The organism is Streptosporangium sp. NPDC023825 (assembly GCF_040639575.1).
Taxonomy (GTDB): Bacteria; Actinomycetota; Actinomycetes; order Streptosporangiales; family Streptosporangiaceae; genus Streptosporangium.
Genome location: NZ_JBFAAE010000063.1, coordinates 42555 through 55073 on the forward strand (window position 1 = coordinate 42555; position 12519 = coordinate 55073).

Annotated in this window: 11 protein-coding genes; all 11 read left to right on the plus strand. The window is 72.7% G+C overall.

Annotated features, from left to right (window positions below; genetic code table 11):
- Nucleotides 1-5: 5 nt before the first annotated feature.
- A complete protein-coding gene (gene murD, locus AB0G15_RS35785) occupies nucleotides 6-1397 on the plus strand; it encodes a UDP-N-acetylmuramoyl-L-alanine--D-glutamate ligase (protein ID WP_362848746.1) in 1392 nt (463 codons plus the stop codon).
- Nucleotides 1394-2710 carry a putative lipid II flippase FtsW gene (gene ftsW / locus AB0G15_RS35790; RefSeq protein WP_362848749.1) on the plus strand — a complete coding sequence of 439 codons (1317 nt, stop codon included), beginning with the start codon at nucleotides 1394-1396 and terminating at the stop codon, nucleotides 2708-2710. The genes murD and ftsW overlap by 4 nt, the downstream gene beginning before the upstream one ends.
- Before the next feature lie 14 nt (nucleotides 2711-2724).
- Entirely contained in the window at nucleotides 2725-3813 is a 1089-nt protein-coding gene (gene murG, locus AB0G15_RS35795) for an undecaprenyldiphospho-muramoylpentapeptide beta-N-acetylglucosaminyltransferase (RefSeq protein ID WP_362848752.1), read from the plus strand.
- A gap of 121 nt (nucleotides 3814-3934) precedes the next feature.
- On the plus strand, nucleotides 3935-5341 hold the full coding sequence (gene murC / locus AB0G15_RS35800; RefSeq protein WP_362848755.1) for a UDP-N-acetylmuramate--L-alanine ligase: 1407 nt from the start codon (nucleotides 3935-3937) through the stop codon (nucleotides 5339-5341).
- Between the two features lie 40 nt (nucleotides 5342-5381).
- A complete protein-coding gene (locus tag AB0G15_RS35805) occupies nucleotides 5382-6050 on the plus strand; it encodes an FtsQ-type POTRA domain-containing protein (RefSeq protein WP_362848757.1) in 669 nt (222 codons plus the stop codon).
- Nucleotides 6051-6285: 235 nt separating this feature from the next.
- On the plus strand, nucleotides 6286-7692 hold the full coding sequence (ftsZ, locus tag AB0G15_RS35810) for a cell division protein FtsZ (RefSeq protein WP_362676378.1): 1407 nt from the start codon (nucleotides 6286-6288) through the stop codon (nucleotides 7690-7692).
- Nucleotides 7693-7782: 90 nt separating this feature from the next.
- The gene (locus AB0G15_RS35815; RefSeq protein WP_362848761.1) at nucleotides 7783-8487 is read left to right on the plus strand and encodes a YggS family pyridoxal phosphate-dependent enzyme; all 705 of its coding nucleotides are present in this window, start codon (nucleotides 7783-7785) and stop codon (nucleotides 8485-8487) included.
- Between the two features lie 120 nt (nucleotides 8488-8607).
- Nucleotides 8608-9111 (plus strand): cell division protein SepF, encoded by a 504-nt coding sequence (gene sepF / locus AB0G15_RS35820; RefSeq protein WP_329093101.1) that lies wholly within the window; start codon nucleotides 8608-8610, stop codon nucleotides 9109-9111.
- A gap of 103 nt (nucleotides 9112-9214) precedes the next feature.
- A complete protein-coding gene (locus AB0G15_RS35825; protein WP_362848763.1) occupies nucleotides 9215-9481 on the plus strand; it encodes a YggT family protein in 267 nt (88 codons plus the stop codon).
- Nucleotides 9482-9530: 49 nt separating this feature from the next.
- Nucleotides 9531-10388 carry a DivIVA domain-containing protein gene (locus AB0G15_RS35830; protein WP_350973933.1) on the plus strand — a complete coding sequence of 286 codons (858 nt, stop codon included), beginning with the start codon at nucleotides 9531-9533 and terminating at the stop codon, nucleotides 10386-10388.
- A gap of 42 nt (nucleotides 10389-10430) precedes the next feature.
- Nucleotides 10431-12335 carry a hypothetical protein gene (locus AB0G15_RS35835; RefSeq protein WP_362848766.1) on the plus strand — a complete coding sequence of 635 codons (1905 nt, stop codon included), beginning with the start codon at nucleotides 10431-10433 and terminating at the stop codon, nucleotides 12333-12335.
- Nucleotides 12336-12519: the final 184 nt, after the last annotated feature.

Below are 12519 nucleotides of genomic sequence, written 5' to 3' on the forward strand. Positions count from 1 at the left end.
GGCGCGTGATCTGCGTCGCGGGGCTGGGGGTCTCGGGCGTCGCCGTCGCCCGCACGATGGCCGGGCGCGGCGAGAAGGTCGTCGTCCTGGAGGGCCGGGACGGCGAGCGGGCCAGGGCGGTCGCCGCCGAGCTGGCCGCGCTCGGCGTCGAGGTCCGCTTCGGCGAGCCCGCCGAACCCCCCGCGGGCACCTCCCTGATCGTCACCACGGGCTGGCCGCCGCACCACCCGCTGCTCGCCGCCGCCGCGGCGGCCGGGATCGAGGTGATCGGCGAGGTCGAGCTGGCCTGGCGGCTCCGCCCCGAGGGCGCCGCCCCCTGGCTGGCGCTGACCGGCACCAACGGCAAGACCACCGCGGTGCGCATGCTCACCTCGATGCTGCTGGCCGCGGGCCACCGGGCGCTCGCCGTCGGCAACGTCGGCACCCCGGTGGTGGAGGCCGTCACCGGGCCCTCGGACGTGCTGGCGGTGGAGCTGTCCAGCTTCCAGCTGCACCGCGCGCCCGGCATCGCCCCGTACGCGGCCGCGGTGCTCAACGTGGCGCCCGACCATCTCGACTGGCACGGCTCCATGGAGGAGTACGCCCGCGTCAAGGGCGACATCTTCGCCAGGGCCGGGACGGTCGTGCACAACGCCGACGACGAGTGGGCGTCCCGCCTGGCCGCGCCGTACGGGAGCACCGGTGCGGTGCGGAGCGTGGGCTTCACCCTCGGGGTGCCCCGGCCCGGCCAGCTGGGCGTGGTCGAGGACCTGCTGGTGGACCGGGCGTTCGTGGCCGAGCCGGAGCGCAACGCCGAGGAGCTCGCCTCGCTCGCCGACGTCCGCCCGTTCGCCCCGCACAACGTGGCCAACGCGCTCGCCGCCGCCGCCCTGGCCAGGGCCTACGGGGTGCCCGCCGCCGCCGTGCGCCGGGGGCTGCTGGACTTCGTGCCCGACCCCCACCGGATCGCGCACGTGGCCAGGGTCGCCGAGGTCGACTACGTGGACGACTCCAAGGCCACCAACCCGCACGCCGCCGCCGCCTCGCTGGCCGCCTACCCGTCGATCGTCTGGGTCGCCGGAGGGCAGCTCAAGGGCGCCGACGTCGGCGAGCTGGTGCGCCGCGCCGCGCCCCGCCTGCGCGGCGCGGTGCTCCTGGGCGCCGACCGCGAGCGAATTCGCGAGGCTCTGGCGCGACACGCCGGGAATGTTCCGGTGGTGGAGGTCGCGGGGCAAGACACTGGGGTCATGGACCGTGTCGTCACCGAAGCCGCCAGGCTCGCCGCCCCCGGAGACACCGTGCTGCTGGCCCCGGCCGGCGCCTCTCTGGACATGTTCGCCGGTTACCCCGCCCGAGGGGAGGCGTTCGCCCGGGCCGTGCACCGTCTCGCCGAGGGGCACGACGGGGGAGCGGCGTGAGCGCGACCACCCACGAGGGAGCGCCCGCCCACAAGGGGGCGCCCGCCCGGGAGGGCGCGCCCGCGCGCCCCGACGGGTTCCGCGAGCACCTGCTCGCCTTCCGCGAGCTGCTCAACCGGCCGCTGACCTCGTACTACCTGATCCTGGGGTGCAGCGCCCTGCTGCTCACCCTCGGCCTGATGATGGTGCTGTCGGCCTCCAGCATCGAGGCGCTCCAGGAGATGGGCGACCCCTTCTACTGGTTCTTCAAGCAGTCGATCTCGGCCGCGCTCGGCCTCCCGCTGATGTGGATCTGCGCGCAGCTGCCGCCGAGGTTCTTCAGGCTCGCCGGATACCCGCTGATGGCGCTGGCGATCCTCGGGCTGGTGCTGGTGCTGTTCGTCGGCACCTCCCAGCTCGGCGCCCAGCGGTGGATCGACCTCGGGCCCATCTACCTGCAGCCGTCCGAGCCCGCCAAGCTCGGGCTGATGCTCTGGGGCGCCGACCTGCTGGCCCGCAAGGCGCGCAACGGCATGATCGAGTGGCGCAGCCTGTTCATCCCGCTGATGCCGGGCACCGCCATCCTGGCCGTCATGGTCATGCTGGGCAGTGACCTCGGCACCACGCTGGTGCTGATGATGATCTTCCTGTCGCTGCTGTGGGTGGTGGGGGCGCCGCTGAAGCTGTTCGGCGGGATCCTCGCGGTGGCCGTGCTCGCGACCATCGTCATGATCAGTACGGAGGGGTACCGCTCGGAGCGGATCACCGGGTGGCTCGACCCGTGGGGCAACGCCCAGGGCTCGGGCTTCCAGGCCGTGCAGGGACAGATCGCCATCGGCAGCGGCGGCTGGTTCGGGCTGGGCCTGGGCTCCAGCAGGCAGAAGTGGAGCTGGATCCCGCACGCCGAGAGCGACTTCATCTTCTCCATCCTCGGCGAGGAGCTCGGCCTGATGGGCACGCTCGTCGTGGTGGCCCTGTTCGGGCTGCTGGGCTACGCGGGGCTGCGGGTGGCGACCAGGGTCAAGGACCCGTTCGTCAGGCTCGCCTCCGCCGCCGCGGTCGCCTGGATCGCGGGCCAGGCGATCGTCAACATCGGCGCGGTCATCGGCGTGCTGCCCATCACCGGCATCCCGTTGCCGCTGGTCTCCTACGGTGGATCGGCCCTGCTGCCCACCCTCGCCGCCCTCGGCATGCTCCTGTCGTTCGCCAAGCACGAGCCCGGCGCCCGCGAGGCTCTCGCGGCCCATGGCCCCGGACCGGTGGCGCGGGGCCTAAGCTGGCTTGGCCTGGGTGGTCCGGCCGGAAAACGACGGCCGGGCCGCGGAAGACGATAAGCGAAAGGACCGACATGAGGGTGGTCCTCGCCGGTGGCGGGACGGCCGGTCATATCGAACCGGCGCTGGCTCTGGCCGACGCGTTGCGCCAACTCGACCCGAACATCGGGATCACCTGCCTCGGCACCGAGCGCGGTCTGGAGACCAGGCTGGTGCCCGCCCGGGGATACGACCTGCAGCTGGTGCCCGCGGTGCCGCTGCCCCGCGCCCTGACGCCCCAGCTGCTGAGCGTGCCCGGCCGCCTGGCCGGCGCCATCAACGCGGCCGCCGGCATCATGGACCAGGTCCGGGCCGACGTCCTGGTCGGCTTCGGCGGCTACGTGGCGACCCCCGCCTACCTCGCGGCGCGCCGGCGCAACGTGCCGATCGTGGTGCACGAGGCCAACCCGCGCCCGGGCCTGGCCAACCGGCTGGGCGCGCGCCTCACCGAGCACGTGTTCACCGGCCACCCCGACACCCCGCTGAACCGCGCCGAGCACATCGGGATCCCGCTCCGCAGGGAGATCGTCAACCTGGACCGGCTGTCCATGGGCGACAAGGCCCGGTCCTGGTTCGGCCTGGAGGCCGACCTGCCCACGCTGCTGGTCACCGGCGGCTCCCAGGGGGCCCGCTCGCTCAACCGGGCGGCCCTGGCCGCCGCCCCCGCGCTGCGCAGGGCCGGGGTGCAGGTGCTGCACGTCATCGGCCCGAAGAACACCCTGGAGGAGGAGCCGCCGCCGGGTGACCCGCAGTACGTCGTGCTGCAGTACGTCGACCGGATGGACCTGGCCTACGCGGCGGCCGACTTCGCCCTGTGCCGCGGCGGCGCGATGACCTGCGCCGAGATGACGGCCGTGGGCCTGCCGGCCGCGTACATCCCGCTGCCGCACGGCAACGGCGAGCAGCGGCTCAACGCCACCCCGATCGTGCAGGGCGGCGGCGGCCTGATGATCGACGACGCGGAGCTGTCGGCGGAGTGGATCGTCCGGAACGTGCTGCCCATCCTGTCCGATCCCGATCGCGTGGGCACCATGTCGGAGGCGGCCTCCCGGATGGGCAGGAAGGACGCCGACGTGACGCTGGCGCGCAGGGTGCTGCAGATCGCGGCGCGGGGGAGGGGCTGAGTGGGCGCGGAGGGATCACGGAGCGGGTCCGGCGCGCCGAGCGCGAGGCCGGGGAAGACGGAAGACGGCCGGACGCGGCGCGGACGCGCCCGTACGGCGAACGAGGAGAAGTGAGCGGCCGATGAGCCTGGTCAAGCTGGTGGATCCGGTCGCGGCCGGTGACCTGGGACGGGTCCATTTCATCGGGATCGGCGGTTCCGGGATGTCCGGGATCGCGCGCATCCTGCTCAAGCGGGGCGTGCCGGTCTCCGGCAGCGACGCGCGAGGCTCGGACATGGTGACGGAGCTGCGTGACCTGGGGGCGAGGGTCCACATCGGCCACGCCGCCTCGCACATCAAGCACGTCGACACCGTCGTGGTGTCCACCGCGATCCGCGACTCCAACCCCGAGCTGGGCGAGGCGCTCCGCCAGGGCCTGCGGGTCATCCCCAGGGCCGCGGCGCTCGCCTCCGTGATGGCGGGCAAGACCGGCGTCGCGCTGGCCGGCACCCACGGCAAGACCACCACGACCTCGATGCTCACCGTGGCGCTGCAGAAGTGCGGCACCGACCCCTCGTACTGCGTGGGCGGGCAGCTGGTGACGACGGGCCTGGGCGCCGACGAGGGCTCGGGCGAGGTGTTCGTCGCCGAGGCCGACGAGAGCGACGGCTCCTTCCTGATGCTCGCCCCCGACATCGCCGTGGTGACCAACGTCGAACCCGACCACCTGGACAACTACGGAGACCCGCGCGCGGTCCACGACAGCTTCGCCAGGTTCGTCGAGCGCGTCACCGGCACCATGGTCCTCTGCGCGGACGACCCCGGCTCCGCCGCGCTGATCCCGATCGCCCGCGCCCGCGGCCTGAAGGTGATCACGTACGGTGAGGCGGAGGACGCCGACCTGCGGGTGAGCGGGATCGTCCCCGAAGGGCTGGGCATCACCTTCACGATCGTGGGACGCGGGGAGGTCAGGCTCGCGGTGCCCGGCCGCCACAACGCGCTCAACGCCGCCTCCGCCATCGCCGTGGCCGGGGAGCTGGGCGTCTCCTTCGACGAGATCCGCGACGGCCTGGCGGCCTTCACCGGTGCCAAGCGCCGCTTCGAGGCGAAGGGGGAGGCGGGCGGGGTGGCGGTCTTCGACAGCTACGCCCACCACCCGACCGAACTCGCCGCCGACCTGCGCGCGGCACGGGACGTGGTGGCGTCCTTCTCCGGCGACGGCAGGGTCATCGCGGTCTTCCAGCCGCACCTGTACTCGCGCACGAGGTTCTTCGCCGACGAGTTCGGCGCCGCGCTCGGGCTGGCCGACGAGGCCATCGTCCTGGACGTCTACGGAGCCCGCGAGGACCCCGAGCCCGGCGTGTCGGGCGCGCTGGTGGCGGGCAAGGTGCCGCTGCCCGCCGAGCGGGTGACCTACGCCCCCCACCGTGACGGCGTGCCGGCCCTGGTGGCGGGCCGGGCCAGGCCCGGCGACATCGTCCTGACCATGGGCGCGGGCGACGTGACGGAGCTGGGCCCCAGGATCGTGGCGGAGCTGGCCGCGCGGTGACCCACGTCGGCGGGCGCGGGTCGCCGGAGGGGGAGTGGCGATGAACGGGGTCTGGAGGTCGGCCTTCCTGGCCCTGCTCACCGTGGGGGTGGTGGGCATCGCCGCGTGGCTGGTGTTCTTCTCCCCGGTGCTCGGGGTGCGGGACATCCAGGTGGTCGGCAACGCGGGCCTGTCCGCCGAGCAGATCCGGCGGGCGGCGCAGGTGGCCGCGGACACGCCCCTGGCCACCGTCGACGTGGCCGAGGTCGAGGGCAGGGTCGGCAGGATCCCGCAGGTCGAGTCGGTGACGGTCAGCCGCGGCTGGCCGGGCACCCTGCGCGTCGAGGTCGTGGAGCGCGAGCCGGTCGCGGTGGTGCCGGTCGGTGAGAGGTCCGCGCTGATGGACCGCCACGGGATGGTCACCGAGGTCAAGGACGTCGCGCCCCCGGCGCTGCCGGTGCTGCGGGTGTCGCGCCCCGGCCCGGCGGATCCGGCGACCGCGGCGGCGCTCACCGTCATCACCGCGCTGCCGGAGAATCTCGCCCGCAAGGTCGCGGAGGTGCTCGCGCCGTCGGCGGAGACGGTCTCGCTGCGCCTCAAGGACGGCCGCGCGATCGTGTGGGGCGGCGGTGACCGTCCCGCCGACAAGGCGCGGATCCTTGTTACGCTGCTCAAGCGCCCGGCCGACACCTATGACGTCAGTTCGCCTGACGTCGTGACGGTCAGGTGATCTCATCGGATGGCGGGCGTTCCCGGAGCGTTCCCGGAAAAGGGCGGCCCGCGACACGCTGAACGCGCTGCGGCGCGGTTAGTTGACCCGCCAGGAGCGCAACTCCTACTGTCCGTATCACTCCTCAGGTTGACATAAAGCTAAATCTCAACTTGAGGGTGAGGGTTTTGGAAACGACGGCACGGGCCCCGTGCCGCATGAAATTGCAAGTCAACGAGCGGAAAGGCCCCTCGTCGTGGCAGCACCGCAGAACTACCTCGCGGTCATCAAGGTTGTAGGAATCGGCGGAGGCGGAGTCAACGCCGTCAACCGGATGATCGAGGAGGGACTCAAGGGCGTCGAGTTCATCGCCATCAATACCGACGCCCAGGCGCTGCTGATGAGTGACGCCGACGTCAAGCTCGACGTCGGGCGCGAACTCACCCGCGGCCTCGGCGCGGGGGCCAACCCCGAAGTCGGGCGCAAGGCGGCCGAGGACCACCGCGAGGAGATCGAGGAGGTCCTCAAGGGGGCCGACATGGTTTTCGTCACGGCCGGTGAGGGCGGCGGCACGGGCACCGGCGGTGCCCCGGTGGTGGCCAACATCGCCCGCACGCTGGGCGCGCTGACCATCGGCGTGGTGACCCGGCCCTTCAGCTTCGAGGGGCGGCGCAGGGCGATGCAGGCCGACGCCGGCATCGAGACCCTCCGCGAGGAGGTCGACACCCTCATCGTGATCCCGAACGACCGGCTGCTGTCGATCTCCGACCGGCAGGTGAGCGTGCTGGACGCCTTCAAGGCGGCCGACCAGGTGCTGCTCTCCGGTGTCCAGGGCATCACCGACCTGATCACCACGCCCGGCCTGATCAACCTCGACTTCGCCGACGTGAAGTCGGTCATGTCCGGGGCCGGCTCCGCCCTGATGGGCATCGGTCACGCCCGCGGCGACGACCGCTCGGTCGCGGCGGCCGAGATGGCCGTCTCCAGCCCGCTGCTGGAGGCCAGCATCGACGGCGCGCACGGCGTGCTGCTGTCGATCGCCGGCGGCTCCGACCTCGGCCTGTTCGAGATCAACGAGGCGGCCCAGCTCGTCTCCACCGCCGCGGCGCCGGATGCCAACATCATCTTCGGTACGGTCATCGACGACGCCCTCGGCGACGAGGTGCGCGTCACCGTGATCGCGGCCGGGTTCGACGAGCCCGCTCCCGAGCCCAAGCCGCTCGCGCAGCCGGCCGCGCGCCCGCAGTCCGTCTCGCGCCCGGCCCAGCCGCCCTCGGCGACCCCTCCGGTCCGCCCGCTGGCGCCCACGGTCAAGGCCGAGCCCCGTCCGGAGCCCCGCCCCGAACCGCGCCCCGAGCCCAGGGTGGAGCACGCGCCGCCCCCGCCGATGCGGCCGGTCTCCAGCCCGCAGCCCGCCCCGGCCGAGCCGGCGCCCCAGCCGCAGCAGATCTACCCGGTCCAGCAGGCGCAGTCCTCGGCGGAGCACGCCGAGCCGCACCGCGTGGAGGAGCCGCACTCTCCGCCGTTGTCGATCCCGCGCCCGGCTCCCGAGCCCTCGCAGCCGACGCCGATCTCCGCCAGGGCCGCCGACCCCGCCCGGCGCCGGCCGGTGATCTTCGAGGAGCAGGAAGAGGAGCTGGACGTCCCCGACTTCCTGAAGTGACATCTCTCACGGTGGGGGCGGTGCCGGACCGCCCGGCCGTGCCGGGAAGAATGGGCTCCGCCGGTTTGCCAGTGTCCGAGCGGCGGAGATGTGACGGAAACAACACGACGTGACGAGATCGCGGCCGGGCTGGCCCGGGTCGAGGCGGAGATCGCCGAAGCCTGCCGGGCCGCCGGCCGTCGCCGTGAGGAACTGACCCTCATCGCGGTGAGCAAGACCTACCCCGCCTCCGACGTGCGGTTCCTGGCCGAACTCGGGATCACCGACGTCGGGGAGAACCGCGACCAGGAGGCCTCCGCCAAGGCGCGCGAATGCGCCGGGCTCGGTCTCCGCTGGCACTTCGTCGGCCAGTTGCAGACCAACAAGGTCCGCTCGGTGGTCGGTTACGCGGACGTCGTCCACTCGGTCGACCGCCCGCGCCTGGTCGCCGCGCTGAGCAGGGAGGCGCTCGCGGCGGGACGCCCGGTCACCTGCCTGGTGCAGGTCGCGCTCGACGGCGATCCCGGCCGGGGCGGGGCGAGGCCCGGGGAGGTGGAGGCACTGGCCGACGCCGTCGCCGCGGCGGAGGGGCTGGAGCTGGGCGGGGTGATGGCGGTCGCGCCGCTGGGCGAGGAGGCGGGCGCGGCGTTCGCGAGGCTGAGGGAGATCGCGCGGTCGGTCCAGAAGACCCACCCGGGCGCCGGTGTCATCTCGGCGGGAATGAGCGGGGACATATCCCAGGCTATCGCCAACGGCGCGACACACCTGCGTGTTGGTACGGCGTTGCTCGGTCGCAGGAAGCCCTTCGTCAGGTAATGTCCCTTCAAGTGGGCCTTGGCGTCCGCGTATCCGGACAGCGGTCGAACGGTGGTGAGCTCAAGGCGGTCGGGCTGGCCCCTCGGGCACATCTGAAGTAAGACGGAGGAAGAAGTAGCGATGGCCGGCGCGATGCGCAAGATGGCGGTCTACCTCGGTCTTGTTGAGGACGACCGCTACGAGAGATACGACAGCTACCCCGACGACGAGTACGAGGAGTTCGACGACGCGCGCCGCGAGGGTGACGAACGCCCTGGCACGGTCCACGACCTCCAGGACGACACCGATCCCGGCGTGCCCGCTCCGAGGCCCGCGACGGCCCTCCTGGAGCGCCGTACGACCGATCTGGCGCGCATCACCACGCTTCACCCTCGCACGTACAACGAGGCGCGGACCATCGGTGAGCACTTCCGTGACGGCACCCCCGTCATCATGAACCTGACCGAGATGGTTGACAGCGACGCCAAGCGGCTCGTCGATTTCGCGGCAGGTCTGGTCTTTGGCCTACACGGCAGCATCGAACGTGTTACCAACAAGGTGTTCCTGTTGTCCCCAGCCAATGTCGAGGTGACCGCCGAGGACAAGGCCCGAATCGCGGAACGCGGATTCTTCAACCAGAGCTAGAGTTCCACCATGAACAGTGACCGGCCCGACAGGTCCCGACGGGACAGAGGACGGCAGAGCGGAGTGGAGGCGGGTACGGACCGTGGGGATCGTTAGCGGGACCTTGGTCTTCATCCTGTCCATCTATCTCATCCTGCTGATCGGCAGAATGATCTTCGAGACGGTGCAGGCGTTCGCACGTCAGTGGCGCCCCACCGGCATCGTCCTGGTGCTGGCGGAAGCCGTGTACACGGTGACCGATCCACCTCTCAAGTTCCTCCGCCGTTTCATTCCACCACTCCGGTTGGGTACGGTGGCCTTTGACCTAAGCTTCACAGTGCTGTTCATTGTGGTCTTGGTCTTGATCCAACTCGTGTCCGCGCTTCGTTGATCGGGTACCGTCCCCCCGGACAGACTCCAAGCGCGCCAAGGAGACCGAAATGCCGCTGACGCCCGCCGACGTGCGGAACAAGCAATTCAGTACGACCCGACTTCGGCCGGGTTACGACGAGGAAGAGGTTGACGCCTTCCTCGATGAGGTCGAGTCCGAGTTGGACCGTCTCATTCAGGAGAACGAGGAGCTCCGCGCCAAGCTGGCGGAGTGCCTGCGGGGCAAGGTCCCCGGCGGTATGGGCATGGCCATGGCGCCCGCCCCCATCGCCGAGCCCAAGCCCGAGATGATGATGCAGCAGCCGGAGCCGATGCGCGCCCCCGAGCCGGTGCAGCATCAGCAGCCCGTTCCCGTCGGAATGGGAATGCCTCCGGCCGAGGACAACATGGACACCGCGGCCCGGGTGCTCGCCCTCGCGCAGCAGACCGCCGACCAGGCCATCGCCGACGCCCGCCGGGAGGCGGACGAGACGGTGACCCGGGCGCGCCGCGAGGCCGACGACATCCTCGGCAAGGCACGTCGCCAGGCCGAGCAGGTCATCGGTGACGCGCGTGCCCGAGCGGAGACGCTGGAGCGCGACGCGCAGGAGCGGCACCGTCAGGCCATGGGCTCCCTGGTGCAGACCCGCGACGAGCTCGAGCGCAAGGTCGAGGAGCTTCGCAGCTTCGAGCGCGAGTATCGCAGCCGTCTGAAGCTGTACCTGGAGAACCAGCTTGCCGAGCTGAACGTGGCTGCCGAGGGCAGCGGCGGGTTCCCGATCGTGAGCGGGCCTCCGGCCATGTCCCACGCGGTGGCTCAGGGCGGTCAGCCGACCCTCCAGAGCGCGCCCAACCCGTTCGGCGGCGACCCCTCGCAGCATTCTGGCGCCTTCCAGGGCGTTGACGGTCCTCACAACGACCGCCGCTAAGGTGTCGGGTCATCCCTTTGGCCCGCATCCGGGAGTCTCTCTGTGATCCTCATCAGCGCCGGTTTGGTACTCACGGCCATCGTCCTGCTCATCGCGGGGTTCGTGCTGGCCAAGCCGTTCCTGGTCATTTGGTCGATCGCGGTCAGCATGCTGTCCGCAGTCTTCCTGGTGATCGGGGCGTTGTTGCGCCGCCACGAGTTGTTCCCCGGCGGGGACGCCGGGGCCTCCCAGCCCCTTCCTCCGAAGGGACCGATGCCGGCCGGGCCACTCCCCGCGCCGCACGGTATGCCGGTCCAGCCGCACGGCATGCAGGCCCAGCTGCCGAACCAGCCCTCCGCGCCGCAGCAGATGATGGTGCGGCACGGGATGCCGCAGGTGCCCGCCGTCCCGACCCAGCCGCGACGCGGTCCGGTGGCCGGGCCGGCCACCGCCGCCGCGGCGAGGCGGGGCGCCCTGGACCCCGAGGCGATCGTGCTGGTCATCCCCGGCCGCAAGCGCTACCACGTCGCGGGATGCCGCCAGCTGGCCGGCAGGGATCATGAGGAGCTCACCCACGAGGAGGCGCGGGAGGAGGGCTTCACGCCCTGCACCACGTGCCTGCCCGCCGACGCCGGCTCCGGGTCCCAGTCGCGGGAGACCTCGCCCGGGCCGAGCAAGCCCGAAGCGCCGCTGAGCGTCTCCCACGAGTCCGGCTCCCTCGGCGAGGCTCGCGAGCCGGGCCCTCAGGAGGCCACGGCCCGCTTCACCTCCCCGTACCGTCCCGTGCAACCCCCCGTGCAGTCCGCGGCCCCGTCCGGCGGGCAGCAGGCCCCCGGAGCGCGGCCCGAGTCCCAGCGGCCCGAATCCCAGCGGTCCGAGTCGCAGCGGCCCGGAGGCGAGGCCACGCAGGCCCGCTTCGAGGCTTCGCAGACCAGGGCCGAGTCTCCTGCGGCTCCGGTGGCTCCGGCGTCCCGGATCTCCCCGGCGCCCTCGACGTCTCCGGCCGCCGGACGCGACGCCGCACCCGCCGGGCCGGCAACCTCCGCGACCGGGTACGAGAGCACCGCGTCCCGCCAGGAGACCCAGCGCTCCCCGCAGGAGCCCGTCGTCCCGGTCGCCCGGCCCTACGTCCGGTCGCCCGAGCCGCAGGAGCGGCCTCAGGAGGCCGCGAGCTCCCCGGCCCGCCCGGCGGAGCCGCCGGCCCGCCCGGCGATCCAGCTGCCGAGGGTCCCCGAGATCCCGCACGCCGCGTCCGAGGCCACCAGCTGGTTCAGCCGCGACGTGGTCGCGCAGGCCTCCGGGCAGGAGAGCACGGAGACCTCCGCGAAGACCGACTCCGCGAAGACCGAGCCCGCCGGCGGGAAGGCCCGCGCCGGGGCCGTCTCCGGCGGTGAGGTCTCCACGGAGGCGGAATCGGAGACCACGACCGCCGCCGGGCGGGACGCCTCCCCGGAGCCCTCGGGTTCCGGGAGAGAGACGACCGCCGAGGGCGGCGCCCCCGAACCGGTGGAGCCGGCCGAGACCGCACCCGGGCGCGCCGGGCGGCAGGTAGCGGCCGACTCCACCTCCGCGGAACACGCTCCGGCCCCCGGGTCGGCCCCGGCCGGCGCGACGCCCGAGGCCACCGCGGCCGAGGTGCCCGCCACCGGCTCCTCCCGCGACGACCGTGACGTCCCCGTCCGTGACGCCTCCCACGACCGTGACGCCTCCCACGACCGGGGCGACGACACCTCCCCCGGAGGTGTCCCGGCCGTCGAGGACCGGCCGCGTCCCGCGCCCCAGGAGCGGGAGGCGGACGGCGAGACGGTCACGGTCATCGTCGGCACCCGCCGCTTCCACGATTCCGACTGCCCCCTCGTCAAGGGCGCCAGCATCGGCGGCAGCGGCATCGAGACCATGTCCCGGGCCGAGGCCGAGAAGGCCGGCCTGAGCAACTGCCCGATCTGCCGGCAGGACCGCCGGACGTGAGCTGACCGGGCCGCGGGCCGCTCACCTCCGAGCCACCCGGGCACCGGGCCCGTCGTCGTGATGAACCAGGACGGCCGGGGGGGGGGGGGGGGCTGGCCCCCCCCCCCGCCCGCGTGGGGGCCCCACCGCGGTGCCCCCCGCGCCGCGCGGCGCCGCCCCGCCCGGCGCCCCCCCCCCAAGAAAA

Coding starts and splice junctions, on each gene's coding strand:
- murG (WP_362848752.1), top strand. CDS start 2,725: ATGAGGGTGGTCCTCGCCGGTGGCGGGACGGCCGGTCATATCGAACCG.
- murC (WP_362848755.1), top strand. CDS start 3,935: ATGAGCCTGGTCAAGCTGGTGGATCCGGTCGCGGCCGGTGACCTGGGA.
- AB0G15_RS35805 (WP_362848757.1), top strand. CDS start 5,382: ATGAACGGGGTCTGGAGGTCGGCCTTCCTGGCCCTGCTCACCGTGGGG.
- sepF (WP_329093101.1), top strand. CDS start 8,608: ATGGCCGGCGCGATGCGCAAGATGGCGGTCTACCTCGGTCTTGTTGAG.
- AB0G15_RS35830 (WP_350973933.1), top strand. CDS start 9,531: ATGCCGCTGACGCCCGCCGACGTGCGGAACAAGCAATTCAGTACGACC.